Below are 15,991 nucleotides of genomic sequence, written 5' to 3'. Positions count from 1 at the left end.
CCGTTGCGTTTGGCAGCCAGGGCGGGTGCCCCTTGCCGAGGCCAGCCTGCCGGGTCAGCGATCGGCCCCGCGAATCAGCTCGCCGGCCCAGGCCGACGCCTCGGGATAGGCCTCGCCGTCCAGCACGAATTCCTGCCCGCGGGCGACGGCCTGCAGCTCGACGCGGTCGGCATGCCGCCGCCAGCGCCGCGGGTCGGCGTGATAGGAGAGCGGCGGGCGCCCCTCCCCCGGATGGAACCAGCGCGGCAGCTCCCAGGCGGAGACCCTGTCGGCAGCCGCCGCCGTCAGCCGCCGCGCCGCGGCATACCGGGGAAAGACACCCGCCCCCGGCAGCGAATCGGCCGGCCCGTGCAGCTGCAGGTGGCGACGGGCGAGGTAGAGGACGTTGTTCGGCGCGTCGGGCCGCTGGCAGTGGGGATGATCGCGTGCCCACTCGACGCCCTCGGGCCCGGCATCGCCCAGCGTCAGCCTCCCGGCCACCTGCATCCAGCCCCACAGCACATGGCAGGGCCGCGACTCGCGCACGAAGCGCCATCCCGCCGTCACTCGCTCGACACGGCGAAAGAGCCCGAAGAACAGGAACAGGTCCCCCGCCCCGACGCCCCGGTTGCGCAGGTGGCTCTGCGCCTGGCCCATCTGCCCGAACACCGGCCGCCAGCCCGGTCGGCGCGGCAGGCTATCGCCCAGCAGGTCGGGATCGAGGTGCGCCCCGGTGTCCGGGGCGATCCTGCCCCGAGTGAGATCGGCCACCAGGGGCCCCAGGGGCTCGCCCCGATGGCGGATCGCCTCGAAGGGAATCACCGAGCGCGCGTCGGGAATCGGCAGCACCACCAGCCGGCCATCGGGCAGGATCGGGCTGGGCACGCCCCCGGCGGAGGTATCGAAGCCCTTGCGGCTGAGGATCAGTTTCATGTCGATTCCTGCCATCCACGGGGCGCGATTGCCGGGCCGCGCCCCCCATGACTCACTCGCCCTGCACCACCCCGTCGATCTCGCGGGCGAAGGGCGGCAAGGCGTCGAGCAGCGCGCGACCATAGCGGCGCGTCAGCACCCGGCGATCGAGCAGGGTGATGCGACCCCGGTCGGCCTCCTTGCGGATCAGCCGCCCGCAGGCCTGCACCAGCTTGATGGAGGCATCGGGAACGCTGATGCGCATGAAGGGGTTGCCGCCCTGGCTCTCGATCCACTCGGCCAGCGTCGCCCCCACCGGGTCGTCGGGCACGGCGAAGGGCAGCCGGGTGATCACCACATGGGTCAGGTAGTCGCCGGGCAGGTCGATGCCCTCGGCGAAGCTCGCCAGGCCGAACAGGATGCTGCCCTCGCCCTGATCGACCCGGGCGCGGTGACGCTCCACCAGCTCGCGCTTGGGGAGCCGATCCTGGGCCAGCACCCGCTCGCGCCGCGCCGGCGAGAGCCCCTTCTCCACGGCACGCAGCTGGGCGCGCGAGGAGAACAGCATCAGCACCGCCTCGTCATCGCCCAGGGCCTCGACGAAGTCGACGATGGCCCGCTCGTGGCCCTCGCGGTCGGCGGGGTCCACCGCCTCCCGGGGCACGCTGAGCACCGCCCGGGAATAGTCGAAGGGACTCGGCAGGCGCTGGTAGCGATAACGGTTGGCCAGCCCGGCGCGCTCCTGCAGGCGCTCGAAGCGGCCCAGGGCCGTCAGGGTCGCCGAGGTCACCACCGCCCCGAAGCAGCGCCCCCACAGCGACCTGGCCAGGGTATGGGCGGCGGAGACCGGGCTCGCCGAGAAACTCAGCTCCGGCTCGCCGCCGAAGCGCTCGAGGGTCAGCCAGCGGGCCCGGGGCGGCTCGCCCTGGGGGTCGGGCTCGGCGAAGGCCTGCCAGAGGGCGTGGGCCTCCAGGGCGCGGCCGTGGAGCAGCGCCACCAGCGGCAGCCAGGGCTCGGCCTGCTCCCGGGGCAGCCCGGTGGACTTCTCGGGGTCGAGACTCTCGCGCAGGATATCGCCCATCGCCTCCAGGGTGCGCGACAGCTCGGCGAACGGCGTCACCAGGCCGTCGGCCTGCTCGCGCAGGGCCCCCGGCACCCGCCCCATCTCGAAGCGATGCTGGGCGCCCTCCTCGCCATCGCCCAGCCCCTCGGGTCGCCCGGCGAGCTGGTGGCCGAGGGCGAAGGCCTCGCCGAGGCGCGGCTCCAGCGCCTCGATCGCCTGGGGCAACCCGGCCAGCAGCCGGGCCAGGGTCGGCTGCACGGCCAGGGCCTGGTTCAGCTCGGTGAGCGACTTCTTCAGGGAGCGCAGCCAGCGCAGGGCGCCGCCCACGGCGAAGCGGTGGGTGAAATGGTTGAGGGCCTTGTCGGGCAGGTGGTGCCCCTCGTCGAAGATGTACAGGCAATCGGCCGGGTCCGGCAGCACCACCCCGCCCCCCAGGGCCAGGTCGGCCAGCACCAGGTCGTGGTTGGCGACGATGACGTCGGCGCTGTCGAGATCGCGACGGGCACGGAAGAAGGCACAGGCCCCGAAGTGGCCGCAGCGACGATTGGTGCACTGGCGGTGGTCGACGGTGAGGCGGCGCCAGTGGGGATCACTGATGGCCTCCGGCCAGCTGTCGCGATCGCCGGCCCAGCGGCCGTTGCCGTAGGCCTCGCCGAGGGACTGGACCAGGGTCTGGAAGTCGTCGCCGCCGCTGTCCAGCGCCTGCTCGAACAGCGACAGGGTGGGGTTGTCCTCACCGCCGTCCATGGCCTGGTCGAGGCGCGCCACGCACACGTAGCGGCCGCGCCCCTTGGCCAGGGCATAGTCGAAGGCCAGCCCGCTGTGGGCCTTGAGGGCCGGCAGGTCCTGGTGCAGCACCTGCTCCTGCAGGGCCACGGTGGCGGTGGCCACCACCAGGCGCTTGCCGCGGGCCTTGGCCACCGGCAGCGCGGCCAGCAGGTAGGCCAGGGTCTTGCCGGTCCCGGTGCCGGCCTCGAGCACGCAGACGTGCTCGTCGCCGACGCGGCGACCGGCGTCGTCGACCTCGATGCCCGCCAGGGTACGGGCGATCTCGGCGATCATCAGCCGCTGGCCGTAGCGCGGCGTCAGCTCGAGCCCGTCGAGCACCCGCCGATAGGCGTTCTGGATCTCGCCCTTCAGGGCCTCGTCAAGCATGGTCTGCCCTGCATCTTTTGGAGGAAACCGCGGCTTTCCCGGCGACAGGCCGATGCGGAGGCGCTGCGACCCCTTCCCCGGGCGCCACCCCTGCCCTCCATGGCAGAGGACCTCCGCTATGGCCTGTCCCCGGCGCCGCGCACTCGGGTGGTGCTCGGGCACAGCCCAAGCGGCCTTTCGTCAAGCGGCGCCGCCGCGTCTTCCCGCTTCCAGGCGCAAGACGCCGCTCTTGTAGCTTACAGCAGGCCCTCGGGCGGATGCTCGCAGGGCAGCTTGTCGTTGATGAAGCGCTCGATCTCCGGCAGGGAGAAGGCGTCCTCCTCGCCGACGAAGCTGATCGACACGCCCTTGGCGCCGGCGCGGCCGGTGCGGCCGATCCGGTGGACGTAGTCCTCGGGATCTTCCGGCAGGGTATAGTTGATCACGTGGCTGACATCCTCGATATGGATGCCGCGGCCGGCCACGTCGGTGGCTACCAGCACCTGGATCTCGCCCTCGCGGAACTGCTCGAGGGTGCGGATCCGCTGGTTCTGGGGCACGTCGCCGGAGAGCATGGCGGCGTTGATGCCGGCCTGCTCGAGCAGCTCATCGAGCTTGCGCACCAGGTCGCGGCGGTTGCCGAAGACCATCACCCGGTCGAAGCTCTCCTGCTGCAGCAGCTTGACCAGCAGGCGCTGCTTGTCCTCGTCGCCGACCAGGTAGACCCGCTGGTCGATGTCGGCGGCATTGTCGACGGTGACCGCGATCTCCACGTGGGTCGGCTCATGGGTCCACTGGCTGGCCAGGTTGAGGATGTCCTCGGTGAAGGTCGCCGAGAACAGGAAGGTCTGGCGCTCTTCCTTCTTCGGCGTATGGCGGATGATGCGCTTGACGTCGGGGATGAAACCCATGGACAGCATGCGGTCCGCCTCGTCGAGCACCAGCACCTCGACCTGGGTCAGGTCGACGTCGCGCTTCTGGTGGAAGTCCAGCAGCCGTCCCGGGGTGGCGACCAGGATATCCAGCCGCTTGCCCAGCCCCTCCAGCTGCTTCTGATAATCCATGCCCCCCACCACGCTGGCGACATTGAGATGGGTGAAGCGCGCCAGCGCCTTGGCGTCCTTCTCGATCTGCAGCGCCAGCTCGCGGGTCGGCGCCACGATCAGCGCCCGGGGGGCGCCGGGCTTCTGGCCGTCCGGCGCCTCCTCCTCGAGGAAGTAGGCGAGGATCGAGATCAGGAAGGCGGCGGTCTTGCCGGTCCCGGTCTGGGCCTTGCCGACCACGTCGCCGCCGAGCAGCGTGTGGCGCAGCGCCTCGGCCTGGATCGGCGTGCAGTACTCGAAGCCCTGGGCATGGATGGCGCGCATCAGCGGCAGCGGCAGATCGAAGTCATGGAAGCGCCACTTGCCCGCGACGGCGGGAACCTGGAACTGGCGCAGGTCCCAGTTCGACTGGCGGCGGCGCGGCTTGCGACGGCGACGCTTGGGCTTGCGGTTCTCGGTCTTGGCCGGTGCTGTGGTCTGTTCCGACTCGCTCATAGGCTGTGCTGTCTCGTCCATGTAGTGGATGAAAGCGTCTCGGGAGGTTGCGTGACGCAAACGGCCATTGTACCAGCCTCCGGCGGCGAGGGCCCGCCCGCTGTCGAAGCGGTGGCTGCGACTGGTAGAATGGCGGCCAGTATCCAAGGAGCATGCGTCATGACACGCAGAAAGAAGACCCGATCGCTGGCCGACAAGGTGACGATTCGCACCGGCCGGCGCAAGGACTACAAGCAGTGGCGCCACGAGAACCCCGACGAGATCACCTCGTCGCGCCGCTTCACCCAGAAGAAGCGTCAGCAGCGCAAGCTGCAGGCGGCGCGCAAGCTGGCCCGTCAGGAAGAGGGCCAGTCCATCGAGATCCACCCCGACACGCCCGAGAACAAGGACGACTGACCGATGCGCCTGGTGTCATTCAACATCAATGGCATTCGTGCCCGCCTCCACCAGCTCGAGGCGCTGATCGAGGCGCACCGCCCGGCGGTGATCGGCCTGCAGGAAACCAAGGTCCAGGACAGCGAGTTCCCGGTGGCCGCCGTCGAGGCCATGGGATACCACGTCTATTTCCACGGCCAGAAGGGCCACTACGGGGTGGCCCTGCTGTGCCGGGACGAGCCCGAGGCGGTCTACCGGGGCTTCCCCGACGACGGCGAGGATGCCCAGCGCCGACTGATCGGCGCGCGCCTGCGCGGCGAGGACGGGGAACCGCTGACCGTCTGGAACGGCTACTTCCCCCAGGGCGAGAACGTCGACCATCCGGTGAAGTTTCCCCACAAGCGCGCCTTCTACGCCCAGCTGAGCCGCCTGCTCGCCGAACGGCACTCCCCCGAGGAGCGCCTGGCGATCATGGGCGACTTCAATATCTCGCCCGAGGACATCGACATCGGCATCGGCGAGGCCAACCGCAAGCGCTGGCTGCGCGAGGGCAAGACCAGCTTCCAGCCGGTGGAGCGGGAGTGGCTCGAGGGGATCAAGGCCTGGGGGCTCACCGACAGCTACCGGCTCTGCCACCCCGGGGTGGACGACCGCTTCAGCTGGTTCGACTACCGCTCCAGGGGCTTCGACCGCGACCCCAAGCGCGGCCTGCGCATCGACTACATCCTGGTGACCGAACCGCTGGCCGGGAAGGTCCAGGAGGCCGGGATCGACTACGCGCTGCGGGGCATGGAGAAGCCCTCGGATCACGCTCCGGTGTGGGCCGAGCTGGGCTGCTGAGACGCGGCGGCGGCCCCGTCGCCGTCCCCCCGCCCTTCCGGCAGGCTGGCTAGCCAGGCCTCGGCCTCCTGCTCGCCGAGGGACAGGGCCCGCTCCAGGGCCCGTTCCGCGAGCGACCACTCGCCCCAACCATGGGCCAGACGCCCCAGTTGCAGCCAATCTCCGCCGGCCTCGCTACGCTCGGCGAGCGCCTCCCAGGCGGCCAGGGCCCGGTCGCGGTCCCGTGCCGCCTGCCAGGCCCGGGCCAGCAGGCGACGGTTGGCGAGATCGTCGGCCAGATCCCCTTCCACCAGACTCTCGGCGAGCAGCTCGGCGGCCCGGGCCGGGGTGCCGCCGGCCAGGTGCAGGCGGATGCGCTGAAGGAGGTCCTCGCGGCCGGCCAGCACGCCGCGTCGCCAGCCCGCCTCCCAGAGTGCCGCCGCCCGGCCGGGGTCGCCCAGCCGCTGGGCCAGGGCCACCGCCCGGCGCCAGGCCTCGGGGTTGCCCTCGGCGCCTTCCAGCCGGCGCTCCAGCACGGCGAGGGCGGCAGCGTCATCGCCGGCGCGCTGCAGCACGCTGGCGGCCAGCGTCGCCCGCGCCCCGGCCGGCTCCCCGCCGCTTTCCAGGGCCCGCCTGACCCAGCGCGCCGCGGCCTCCCAGTTCGCCTCGGCGGCCAGCAACCGGGCCATCCGCCAGTGGTCGTCGACCGTCCCGCCATGGCGGGACAGCCAGTCGGCGAGCAGCACCCGGGCCCGCCCGGCCTGGTCGGCCTCGAGGCGCAACCCGACCTCCTGGCGCAGCCAGCGGTCGGCCTGCGCCGCCTCGACGCCCTCGATGGCGCGGGCGCTGGCCAGGTGATCGGCGGCGGCCCGGGCGTTGCCGAGGCGTGCCTCCGCGCCGGCGGCGAGCTGCAGGTAGAGCGCCCTCGCCCAGCGGTCCGCGGCATTGCCTCCGGCCAGGCGCTCGGCCTGGGCCAGGGCCCGCCCGCGCACCTCGCCGGCGGCGTCGGCCTGGAGGCGCTGCTCCAGGCCATGCAGGTCGCGGATGATACCGCCCGGCAACGACGGGGCGGCCAGCACGGGAGTCACCAGTCCCAGCCAGGCGCCCGCCAGCAGGCCGGCCAGGGAAAGCGTTCGCGTCATGTGCTCACCTCAACTGGAATTCCAGGCGCTGGCGCGCCCGACGCCGCCCCTCGGCCTCGGCGAAGCGCCAGTCGGCGATGGCCCGGCGGGCGGCACGCTCGAAGGCCCGCGCCGGCTCGGCCTCCAGCACCTCGATGCTGCCGGCCTCGACGCGACCATCGGGACGAATGATGAACTGCACCACCACATGGCCCTCGAGGCCCCGGCGCTGGGCTCGGGACGGATACTCCGGCGGCACCCGGTGGGTCGCCCGGGCCGAGGTGCCCACATCCACCGGCTCGCGAGACGCGGGCTCGGCGGCCGCCGGCGTCGCGGGAGCGGATGTCGCCGGCGCGGGACTCGGCGCCGGGTCGGTTTGCGGCGCCGGCTCGGGGCTGGGTTCGGGGACCGGCTGCGGGTCGGGTTCCGGCCGTGGCTCGGGCTGCGGTGGCGTCTCGGTGAGCTCCGGCAGCGACTCGTCCAGTGGCTCCGCCGGCGTCTCCAGGGGCGGCAGTTCCGGTTCGGGCAGGGCGATGGCGCTGTCCACCTGCGGCGCCGGGGCCGGCTCGGGCGGCGGCGTCGGCGCGCTGGGCGGCGGGGGCGGCGGAGGCGACGCCGCCGTGGTTGCCGGCTCGGGCATCGGCTCGGCGGTGACCTCGGCCATCGACAGCGTCATCGCCTCCCGGGGCTCCGGCTCGGCCTGGGGCGGCACCACCAGCAGCGCCAGCAGGGCGAACAGCGCCAGGGTCAGGGCGGCCCCGGCGAGCAGCGAGACCGGCACGCGCATCACTGGCCGCTCCGCTGCGCGGCCACCGCGACCTGGTCCACATCGGCCTCGCGCAGGCGGTCCATGACCTCGATCAGCACGCCGGTGGTGGCCTGGCGGTCGGCCTGGATGACCACCGAGCCGTCATCGCTGACCAGGCCCGCCACCCGGGGACCGACCCGGTGCAGGTCCACCGGCTCGCCGTCGACCCAGACGGCCCCCTCGGGGGTGATGGCCACCAGCACCTGGACATCCGGACGCGGCGTCGCCGCCTTGGCCTCGGGACGCTCGATCTCCACCCCGCTCTCCTTGATGAAGCTGGTGGTGACGATGAAGAAGATCAACATGATGAAGACCACGTCCAGCATCGGGGTCAGGTTGACCTCGCTGGCCTCCTCTCCCCGGTCGGCGAGTCGACGTCTACGCATGGGCGTCCTCCGCGGCGCGGGCCAGGCGGTCGTGAAGTCGCTGGTCCTCGCGCCGGATGATGTGTTCGAGGCGGGCAATGAACAGCAGGCCCACCACCGAGACCGCCATGCCGCTCAGGGTGGGCAGGGTGGCCCGGGCCACGCCGTCGGCCATGGCCCGGGCCTGGTTGACCTCGCTGACGGCCAGGCTGTCGAAGACCGTGATCATGCCGGTCACGGTGCCCAGCAGGCCCAGCAGCGGACAGATGACCACCAGCAGCTTCAACCAGGGCAAGGGGCCGCGCAGCCGGGCAACCAGTTCCCGGGCCCAGACCTCGCGCAGGGTCAGGGCACTCCAGCTGACCCGGTCGTGGCGCGCCACCCAGCGCGCCACCAGGGCGTGGCGCGCCGGGCGATAGTGGAAGCGGAAGTACCACCAGCGCTCGAGGGCCAGCGAGAACAGCAGCACCGCCACCGCCACGATGACCACCAGCACGGGGCCGCCGGCCTCGACCAGCCGGGCCAGGGGCTCAAGCCAGGGCATCGGCATGGCGCGGCGCGGCGGTCCGGGGGGCGCGGCGGCCCGCCTCGAGGGTATCGGCCAGCACCGCGCTGGCCCGGCCTTCCAGGGTACCGATCAGCGAGCGGCTGCGACTGGACAGGGCGGTGTGGGCGAACAGCAACGGCACCGCGGTGATCAGGCCCAGCACGGTCGTGACCAGCGCCTGGCTGATGCCGCCGGCCATGAGCTGGGGGTCGCCGGTACCGAACACGGTGATCGACTGGAAGGTCACGATCATGCCGGTCACGGTGCCCAGCAGGCCCAGTAGCGGCGCCACGGCGGCGAGCATCTTGACCAGGGCCTGGCCGCGCTCGAGCCGCGGCTGTTCGGCGAGCAGGGCCTCGTCCAGGCGCGCCTCCAGGGCCTCGGGGGCGTGGCCCGCGCCGAAGGCGTGGAAGCGGGCGAGGACGCGGCCCAGGGGATTGTCGCTGCGCAGCCGCTCGAGGTCGCCCAGCTGGCGGCGCAGGGTAACGGTGACCCGCATCAGGTAGAGGTACTGGCCGAGGGCCACCAGCAGGCCGCCGATGCCCAGGGCGACCACCACGTAGCCCACGGCCCCGCCCTGCCGGAAGCGCTCCCAGAGCGTCGGCTGCTGGCCGAGGGCCTCGAGGACGCGCCCCTCGGCGGGATCCACCGGGACCACCTCCCCGTCGCCGGCCTGGAAGGCCCGCAGGCGCTCGGCGACCCGGTGCGGGGTCTGGCCGAGCTCGGCCAGGCGACCCGCCTCGTCGCCGCGCTCGAGGAGGTGCCCCTGGCTGGCGGCCAGCAGGTCGCCGAGACGCACCACGGGGCGCTCGGCCACCTGGCCGTCGGCCCCGGCCACCGGCGCCTCGAGGGCGACGATCCGGGCGGTTTCCCGGGTCAGCCCCATCAGGCTGTCGGCCAGGGTCGCGAGCTGGCCGGTGGCCAGGATGGCATCCGGATCGAGGCGCGGCGGCAGGGCCGTCTCGGCGCCCAGGGTCAGCCAGCTGCCGGCCAGATCGTCGCGCAACTCGCCGCTGACGCCGGCCACCGCGTCGAACACCGCCTCGAGGTCGCCGCCCTGTTCCCGGCGCCGGACATTCAGGGCCTCGAGCTCGTCGCGCCGGGCCTGCTGTCGGGTCTCCAGCGCCTCGCGCCGTTCCCTTGCCTCGGCGAGGTCGGCACGGGCCCGCTCCAGGGCCGCGTCGAGGGCCTGCTCGTCGTCGACCAGTTCGGCGAGCCGTGCCCGGTCCCGGGCCTCGGCGGCCTCGCGCTCGGCGCGCAGGGTCTCGAGCGGCGAGTCGCTCGCCGAGGGCGTATCCTGGGCCAGCACCGGCGTGCCGGCCACCGGGGTGCCGACCAGCAGCATCACGCCGAGCGCGCGCCGCAGTCGTGGGATCGTGATCATGAGGCATTCTCCACCGCTCGGGAGACGGGCAGGTCGAGCAACTCGGGGGCGCGCTGCTCGCGGACGATGCGCAGGCCCTTGCGGACCTCGCCGAGGGCGTCTTCGCCGAGGGGGCGCCAGTCGCCGGTGGCCGCCTGCCAGACCCCGCCCCGACGCCCGTCCGGGGTCAGGTAGTACCAGCCCACCCGGCCCAGGCGCAGGAAGTCCACCTCCCGCGGGGTGTCACCGGGCAGCTCGCCCCGCCAGGCGTCGAGCCCGCGGCCATAGTCGAGCTCGGCACGCCAGGCGGCCAGCACCCGCTCCAGTTTCTCGGCGGTATCGAGCCCGGGGTCGGCCAGCAGGGTCTCGAGGCTGTCCACCCGGGCCAGGCGCTCGTCGCGCAGGAAGGGCATGTCGCCTTCCACCCAGGTGCGCAGGCGGTCGACCATGCCGCGCATCAGCCCCGGAAGGGCCTCGCGGGTCCGGGACAGGGTGTCGAGGGCCTCGCGGCGTTCGGCCAGGGTCGCGGCCTGGCGCTCGACCAGGGGCGCCAGCTCGGCGTTGTAGCGGCTCAGTCGCCGGCTCTCCTCGCGAGCCTGGCGCAGGGCCTGGAGCTTGTCGCGCACCGCCTCGTCGGCGCCGTCGATGCGCGCCTGCAGCTCGGCCTGGGTGCGCTGGGCCGCGATCGCCTCCTCACGCAACTCCGTGGCGGAGGCACTCGCGGCCGCCGTCAAGGCGAGGCCGGCCAGGCTCCAGCGAATCCATGATGCTCTGTTCTGCACTCTCGTCTCCCGGAAGGTGCGCGGAATGCCAGGCACGCTACCTCAAACAAGAATTGTTATCAATATACGTGGGGCCTGGCGTCATTTGACGGGAGGAGCCGCAAACAACAATAATGAGAATTCTTATCATTCCCTGCAGGGCGTCTCATGGCTATCGACCGATCCCGGCTGTACTACACCTGCATCTTCCTTCACGTCTCCTTCCGGGCCATCCGGCAGTCCGTCGACGAGGGCCCGGGCGGCGACGCCCCGCCGTGCTGGCTGGACACGGGATCGATCAGGATGTTGCTGGGCGAGATGCATCGCTGCCGGGTCGAGGCCACCTCCCAGGCGGACCTCTGCCGTGCCCTGGACGGCGCCATTTCCCACGTCGGCCTGCTGCTGCTCCAGTGCCCGGGCGGGCTCGACCGAGGACATTGCCGCCGGCACCTCGACGCCATCATCACCCCCTTGGGGCACGCCTCCCGTCTGGCCATGCCGCGGCCGGCCACCCGCAGCCACTGGCAAGGCCCGGCGCGTCGCCTGTTCCGCCGCCTGGGGCTCGGCTGACGGCCCGCCAACGGCACGAAGGGCCGGCCTCCCCTTGCGGGAGACCGGCCCTTCGACGTCGGCCGCACGCGATAGCGCGTTACCGCTGGCGTTCCCGTTCCGGCAGGATCTCGCACCGGTCGTCGACGAGACCGGCACTCCTGGAGAGCGCCACCGGGAAGATCCCGATCTTCCCTCGGCCTTAGAGCTTCTGCTCGAGCTCGGGCAACGCCTCGAAGAGATCGGCGACCAGGCCACCGACCGTCGAGAGCGCCACCGGGAAGATCCCGATCTTCCCCTCGGCCTTAGAGCTTCTTCTCGAGCTCGGGCAATGCCTCGAAGAGATCGGCGACCAGGCCACCGACCGTCGAGAGCGCGACCGGGAAGATCCCGATCTTCCTCTCGGCCTTAGAGCTTCTGCTCGGGCTCGGGCAACGCCTCGAAGAGATCGGCGACCAGGCCACCGACCGTCGAGAGCGCGACCGGGAAGATCCCGATCTTCCCTCGGCCTTAGAGCTTCTTCTCGAGCTCGGGCAACACTTCGAAGAGATCGGCGACCAGGCCACCGACCGTCGAGAGCGCGACCGGGAAGATCCCGATCTTCCCTCGGCCTTAGAGCTTCTTCTCGAGCTCGGGCAACACTTCGAACAGGTCGCCGACCAGGCCACCGACCGTCGAGAGCGCGACCGGGAAGATCCCGATCTTCCCTCGGCCTTAGAGCTTCTGCTCGAGCTCGGGCAACACTTCGAACAGATCGCCGACCAGGCCACCGACCGTCGAGAGCGCGACCGGGAAGATCCCGATCTTCCCTCGGCCTTAGAGCTTCTTCTCGAGCTCGGGCAACACTTCGAACAGATCGCCGACCAGGCCATAATCCGCGACCTGGAAGATCGGCGCCTCCTCGTCCTTGTTGATCGCCACGATCACCTTGGAGTCCTTCATGCCCGCCAGGTGCTGGATGGCGCCGCTGATGCCCACGGCGATGTAGAGCTCCGGGGCGACGATCTTGCCGGTCTGGCCGACCTGCATGTCGTTGGGCACGAAGCCCGCGTCCACCGCGGCCCGCGAGGCGCCGATGGCCGCGCCCAGCTTGTCGGCGATGCCGTCGAGCAGCTTGAAGTTGTCGCCGCTGCCCATGCCGCGGCCGCCGGAGATCACCACCTTGGCCGCGCCCAGCTCGGGACGGTCGCTCGCGGCCAGCTCCTCGCCGACGAAGGACGACAAGGCATTGTCGACCACGGTATCCACCGCCTCGACAGTGGCGGAGCCCGTCTCGGCGACGGCATCGAAGGCGGTGGCGCGCACGGTGATCACCTTCAGGGCATCGTCGCTCTGCACGGTGGCGATGGCGTTGCCGGCATAGATCGGGCGCTTGAAGGTGTCGGCGCTCTCGACCGCGATGATCTCGGAGAGCTGGGCGACGTCCTTCAGCGCCGCCAGCCGCGGCATGACGTTCTTGCCGGTGGTGGAGGCTGCGGCCAGCACGTGGCCGTAGTCGTCGGCCAGCGCCACCAGCAGCTCGCCCATCGGCTCGGCCAGCTGGTGCGCGTAGACGGCGGCGTCGGCGACGCGCACCCGGCTCACGCCGTCGAGCCTGGCGGCCGCCTCGGTGATGGCGCCGACGTTCTCGCCCGCCACCAGGACATCGATGTCGCCGCCACTCGCCTTGACAATCTGCTGCGCCGCGGCGACCACGTGGGCGGTGGCGCCGGCCAGTTGGCCGTCGTGATGTTCGGCAAGGACCAGAATGCTCATGAGATCACCTTCGCTTCGTTCTTCAGCTTGTCGACCAGCTCGTCCACGGAGCCCACCTTGACGCCGCCCTGGCGCTCGGCCGGCGGCTCGACCTTGACCAACTTGAGCCGTGAGGCCACCTCGACGCCCAGCTCCTCCGGGGTCTTGACGTCCAGCGGCTTCTTCTTGGCCTTCATGATGTCGGGCAGCTTGGCGTAGCGCGGCTCGTTGAGGCGCAGGTCGGTGGTGACGATGGCCGGCAGCGCCAGCGACAGGGTCTGCAGGCCGCCGTCGATCTCGCGGGTCACCTTGAGGGTGTCGCCCTCGCCCTCGACCTCGACCGCGGAAGCGAAGGTGCCCTGGGGGCGGCCGGTCAGCGCGGCGAGCATCTGGCCGGTCTGGTTGTTGTCGCTGTCGATGGCCTGCTTGCCGAGGATCACCAGGCCCGGCTGCTCTTCCTCGACCACCTTGGCCAGCGCCTTGGCGGCGCCCAGGGACTCGACGCGCTCGTCGGTCTGGACATGGATGGCCCGGTCGGCACCCAGCGCCAGGGCGGTGCGCAGCTGCTCCTGGGCGGCCTTGGGGCCCACGGTGACCGCGACCACCTCGGTCGCCACGCCCTTCTCCTTGAGGCGCACCGCTTCCTCCACGGCGATCTCGCAGAAGGGGTTCATGGCCATCTTGACGTTGGTGAGGTCGACGTCGGAGTTGTCCGGCTTGACCCGGATCTTGACGTTGTAGTCGATGACGCGTTTGACCGCGACGAGTACCTTCATGTTGTCCTCGCTTGGTTCAGTTTCGGAACCTTGGGTAACGGGAGCGGACATCGCGACACCGCCTCGCGATGTCCGGCCCTCTTAGAACCGACCGGCATGCCCTTATAATAAGTTTCATGCAAGCGTTCGATAGGCGCCGCAGGAAAAAACCCTCCTAATGTGCCACAGCCCGGGCGACCACAACAATCCTCGCCATGCCGGGGAACGGCACTCGCGGCGCCTCCCCCATCGTAAGGGGTGCCCCTTTGACGGTATTATGCCTATCATGGGTCAGACCTAGAAGCAAACGACCGTTTTAAAACCTATCGACGTTAGTGGTACCCCCGGGACCCGGGCGTCGTCGCCGTGGGAGGAGACACATCCGATGACTGAACAAGTAGAGCGCGACTCCATGGACTTCGACGTGGTCATCGTCGGCGCCGGCCCCTCCGGCCTGGCCGCGGCCTGCCGGCTGATGCAGCAGGCCAATGAGGCGGAGCGGGAGCTGACCGTGTGCGTGGTCGAGAAGGGCTCCGAGGTGGGCGCCCATATCCTCTCCGGGGCGATCTTCGAGCCCCGCGCCCTCCAGGAGCTGTTCCCCGACTGGGAGACGCGCGGGGCGCCCCTGACCACCCCGGCGGTGCGCGACGAGCTCTACCTGCTCAAGGATGCCGAGAAGGCCCAGAAGCTGCCCAATGCCCTGGTGCCCAGGACCATGCATAACACCGGCGGCGACCTCACGAGTGGCGACTCCCGCCGCTACGTGATCAGCGCCGGCAACCTGTGCCGCTGGCTGGCCGAGAAGGCCGAGGAGCTCGGCGTCGAGGTCTTCCCCGGCTTCGCCGCCCAGGAAGCGATCGTCGAGGACGAGGTGGTCAAGGGCATCCTGGTCGGCGATATGGGCGTGGGCGCCGATGGCCAGCCCAAGGACGGCTATATGCCGGGCATGGAGCTGCGCGCCAGGTACACCCTGTTCGCCGAGGGCGCCCGCGGCCACATCGGCAAGCGGCTGATCGAGCGCTTCCGGCTCGATGAGGGCAAGGACCCGCAGCACTACGGCATCGGCCTCAAGGAGCTGTGGGACATCCCCGCCGACAAGCACGAACCCGGCCTGGTGCTGCACGGCGCCGGCTGGCCCCTGGACAAGCACACCCACGGCGGCTGGTTCCTGTATCACGCCGAGAATGCCCAGGTGGTGGTCGGCCTGATCATGGACCTGTCCTACCGGAACCCTTACCTGTCGCCCTTCGACGAGTTCCAGCGCATGAAGCACCACCCGGTGCTGGCCCGGCACCTGGAGGGCGGCTCGCGGGTCGCCTACGGCGCCCGGGCCATCGCCAAGGGCGGCCTCAACTGCCTGCCGAAGATGACCTTCCCCGGCGGGCTGTTGATCGGCTGCGACGCCGGCACCCTCAACTTCGCCAAGATCAAGGGCCTGCACACCGCCATGAAGTCCGGCATGGTGGCCGCCGAGGCGGTCTTCGAGGCCCTCGCCGCCGGCGACGAGGGCGGCGCGGAGCTCACCGCCTTCGAGGGCAAGTGGCAGGCCAGCTGGGCCTACCAGGAACTCGACGAGAGCCGCAGCTTCGGCCCGGCGATCCACAAGTACGGCACCCTGGGCGGCGGCGCCTACAACTTCCTCGACCAACTGCTCGGCGGCAAGCTGCCGACCCTGCACGATACCGTGCCGGATCACGCCACCCTCAAGAAGGCGGCCGAGAGCGAGAAGATCGACTACCCCAAGCCGGACGGCAAGCTGTCCTTCGACAAGCCCTCCTCGGTGTTCCTCTCCAACACCAACCACGAGGAGGACCAGCCCTGCCACCTCAAGCTCAGCGACCCGGAGCTGCCGATCCGTGACAACCTGCCCGAGTATGCCGAGCCGGCCCAGCGCTACTGCCCGGTGGGCGTCTACGAGGTGGTCGAGGACGAGGCGGGCCAGCCCAGGTTCCAGATCAACTTCCAGAACTGCATCCACTGCAAGACCTGCGACATCAAGGACCCGGCCCAGAACATCACCTGGGTGGCGCCGGAGGGCGGCGGCGGGCCGAACTATCCCAATATGTAAACGCCCCGGCTGCGCCGGGAGCTGGAAGCTGGAAGGCTTCATGATGTTGCCCTCTGAAGCCGGGTCAAAGGTTTTCTTCCAGCTTCAAGCTTCCAGGCGC

The 15,991-nt window shown here is 71.0% G+C and carries 15 protein-coding genes; 4 read left to right on the top strand and 11 right to left on the bottom strand.

Going from position 1 to position 15,991, the window contains the following annotated elements; all coding sequences use genetic code 11:
• Positions 1–54: 54 nt before the first annotated feature.
• The 3 genes from OCT48_RS06300 to rhlB form a co-directional block, all read right to left on the bottom strand.
• Positions 55–912, bottom strand: coding sequence for a hypothetical protein (locus tag OCT48_RS06300; RefSeq protein ID WP_263591853.1), 858 nt, complete (start codon positions 910–912; stop codon positions 55–57).
• A gap of 52 nt (positions 913–964) precedes the next feature.
• Positions 965–3,109 (bottom strand): ATP-dependent DNA helicase DinG, encoded by a 2,145-nt coding sequence (dinG, locus tag OCT48_RS06295; protein WP_263591852.1) that lies wholly within the window; start codon positions 3,107–3,109, stop codon positions 965–967.
• 236 nt (positions 3,110–3,345) lie between these two features.
• Positions 3,346–4,626: an ATP-dependent RNA helicase RhlB gene (gene rhlB, locus OCT48_RS06290; RefSeq protein WP_263591851.1), complete on the bottom strand. Its 1,281-nt coding sequence runs from the start codon at positions 4,624–4,626 to the stop codon at positions 3,346–3,348.
• Between the two features lie 159 nt (positions 4,627–4,785).
• Here rhlB and OCT48_RS06285 point away from each other — a divergent pair, with 159 nt between their 5' ends.
• The gene (locus tag OCT48_RS06285) at positions 4,786–5,022 is read left to right on the top strand and encodes a hypothetical protein (protein WP_263591850.1); all 237 of its coding nucleotides are present in this window, start codon (positions 4,786–4,788) and stop codon (positions 5,020–5,022) included.
• Positions 5,023–5,025: 3 nt separating this feature from the next.
• Positions 5,026–5,841: an exodeoxyribonuclease III gene (gene xthA / locus OCT48_RS06280; protein WP_263591849.1), complete on the top strand. Its 816-nt coding sequence runs from the start codon at positions 5,026–5,028 to the stop codon at positions 5,839–5,841.
• On the opposite strand, the gene OCT48_RS06275 is transcribed toward xthA, so the two are convergent.
• From OCT48_RS06275 to OCT48_RS06250, 6 genes are read right to left on the bottom strand one after another with little or no spacing between them, the layout of a single operon-like run.
• Complete coding sequence (locus tag OCT48_RS06275) at positions 5,808–6,962, bottom strand: hypothetical protein (RefSeq protein WP_263591848.1); 1,155 nt, start codon at positions 6,960–6,962, stop codon at positions 5,808–5,810. The two genes, xthA and OCT48_RS06275, sit on opposite strands and share 34 nt — an antisense overlap.
• Positions 6,963–6,966: 4 nt before the next feature.
• Positions 6,967–7,728 (bottom strand): TonB family protein, encoded by a 762-nt coding sequence (locus tag OCT48_RS06270; RefSeq protein WP_318152576.1) that lies wholly within the window; start codon positions 7,726–7,728, stop codon positions 6,967–6,969.
• Complete coding sequence (locus tag OCT48_RS06265) at positions 7,728–8,135, bottom strand: ExbD/TolR family protein (RefSeq protein ID WP_263591846.1); 408 nt, start codon at positions 8,133–8,135, stop codon at positions 7,728–7,730. The genes OCT48_RS06270 and OCT48_RS06265 overlap by 1 nt, the downstream gene beginning before the upstream one ends.
• Positions 8,128–8,664 carry a MotA/TolQ/ExbB proton channel family protein gene (locus OCT48_RS06260; protein WP_263591845.1) on the bottom strand — a complete coding sequence of 179 codons (537 nt, stop codon included), beginning with the start codon at positions 8,662–8,664 and terminating at the stop codon, positions 8,128–8,130. The genes OCT48_RS06265 and OCT48_RS06260 overlap by 8 nt, the downstream gene beginning before the upstream one ends.
• Positions 8,645–10,045 carry a MotA/TolQ/ExbB proton channel family protein gene (locus OCT48_RS06255; RefSeq protein ID WP_263591844.1) on the bottom strand — a complete coding sequence of 467 codons (1,401 nt, stop codon included), beginning with the start codon at positions 10,043–10,045 and terminating at the stop codon, positions 8,645–8,647. The genes OCT48_RS06260 and OCT48_RS06255 overlap by 20 nt, the downstream gene beginning before the upstream one ends.
• A complete protein-coding gene (locus tag OCT48_RS06250) occupies positions 10,042–10,806 on the bottom strand; it encodes a DUF3450 domain-containing protein (RefSeq protein WP_263591843.1) in 765 nt (254 codons plus the stop codon). The genes OCT48_RS06255 and OCT48_RS06250 overlap by 4 nt, the downstream gene beginning before the upstream one ends.
• Positions 10,807–10,953: 147 nt before the next feature.
• Here OCT48_RS06250 and OCT48_RS06245 point away from each other — a divergent pair, with 147 nt between their 5' ends.
• Positions 10,954–11,355 (top strand): hypothetical protein, encoded by a 402-nt coding sequence (locus OCT48_RS06245; RefSeq protein ID WP_263591842.1) that lies wholly within the window; start codon positions 10,954–10,956, stop codon positions 11,353–11,355.
• 795 nt (positions 11,356–12,150) lie between these two features.
• Here the strand turns inward: OCT48_RS06245 and OCT48_RS06240 are convergent.
• Together OCT48_RS06240 and OCT48_RS06235 are read right to left on the bottom strand one after the other, a co-directional pair.
• Entirely contained in the window at positions 12,151–13,089 is a 939-nt protein-coding gene (locus OCT48_RS06240) for an electron transfer flavoprotein subunit alpha/FixB family protein (protein ID WP_263591841.1), read from the bottom strand.
• Complete coding sequence (locus tag OCT48_RS06235; protein ID WP_263591840.1) at positions 13,086–13,844, bottom strand: electron transfer flavoprotein subunit beta/FixA family protein; 759 nt, start codon at positions 13,842–13,844, stop codon at positions 13,086–13,088. The genes OCT48_RS06240 and OCT48_RS06235 overlap by 4 nt, the downstream gene beginning before the upstream one ends.
• Before the next feature lie 364 nt (positions 13,845–14,208).
• Between OCT48_RS06235 and OCT48_RS06230 the strand changes: the two genes are divergently transcribed.
• Positions 14,209–15,891 carry an electron transfer flavoprotein-ubiquinone oxidoreductase gene (locus OCT48_RS06230; protein WP_263591839.1) on the top strand — a complete coding sequence of 561 codons (1,683 nt, stop codon included), beginning with the start codon at positions 14,209–14,211 and terminating at the stop codon, positions 15,889–15,891.
• Positions 15,892–15,991 lie beyond the last annotated feature (100 nt).

The sequence above is a fragment of the Halomonas sp. M4R1S46 genome, from assembly GCF_025725685.1.
Lineage (GTDB): Bacteria > Pseudomonadota > Gammaproteobacteria > Pseudomonadales > Halomonadaceae > Halomonas.
The sequence above is the reverse complement of the archived record's forward strand: the minus strand, read 5'-3'. Positions and strand labels throughout refer to the sequence as shown.

Coding starts and splice junctions, on each gene's coding strand:
- OCT48_RS06300 (WP_263591853.1), bottom strand. CDS start 912: ATGAAACTGATCCTCAGCCGCAAGGGCTTCGATACCTCCGCCGGGGGC.
- dinG (WP_263591852.1), bottom strand. CDS start 3,109: ATGCTTGACGAGGCCCTGAAGGGCGAGATCCAGAACGCCTATCGGCGG.
- rhlB (WP_263591851.1), bottom strand. CDS start 4,626: ATGAGCGAGTCGGAACAGACCACAGCACCGGCCAAGACCGAGAACCGC.
- OCT48_RS06285 (WP_263591850.1), top strand. CDS start 4,786: ATGACACGCAGAAAGAAGACCCGATCGCTGGCCGACAAGGTGACGATT.
- xthA (WP_263591849.1), top strand. CDS start 5,026: ATGCGCCTGGTGTCATTCAACATCAATGGCATTCGTGCCCGCCTCCAC.
- OCT48_RS06275 (WP_263591848.1), bottom strand. CDS start 6,962: ATGACGCGAACGCTTTCCCTGGCCGGCCTGCTGGCGGGCGCCTGGCTG.
- OCT48_RS06270 (WP_318152576.1), bottom strand. CDS start 7,728: ATGCGCGTGCCGGTCTCGCTGCTCGCCGGGGCCGCCCTGACCCTGGCG.
- OCT48_RS06265 (WP_263591846.1), bottom strand. CDS start 8,135: ATGCGTAGACGTCGACTCGCCGACCGGGGAGAGGAGGCCAGCGAGGTC.
- OCT48_RS06260 (WP_263591845.1), bottom strand. CDS start 8,664: ATGCCGATGCCCTGGCTTGAGCCCCTGGCCCGGCTGGTCGAGGCCGGC.
- OCT48_RS06255 (WP_263591844.1), bottom strand. CDS start 10,045: ATGATCACGATCCCACGACTGCGGCGCGCGCTCGGCGTGATGCTGCTG.
- OCT48_RS06245 (WP_263591842.1), top strand. CDS start 10,954: ATGGCTATCGACCGATCCCGGCTGTACTACACCTGCATCTTCCTTCAC.
- OCT48_RS06240 (WP_263591841.1), bottom strand. CDS start 13,089: ATGAGCATTCTGGTCCTTGCCGAACATCACGACGGCCAACTGGCCGGC.
- OCT48_RS06235 (WP_263591840.1), bottom strand. CDS start 13,844: ATGAAGGTACTCGTCGCGGTCAAACGCGTCATCGACTACAACGTCAAG.
- OCT48_RS06230 (WP_263591839.1), top strand. CDS start 14,209: ATGACTGAACAAGTAGAGCGCGACTCCATGGACTTCGACGTGGTCATC.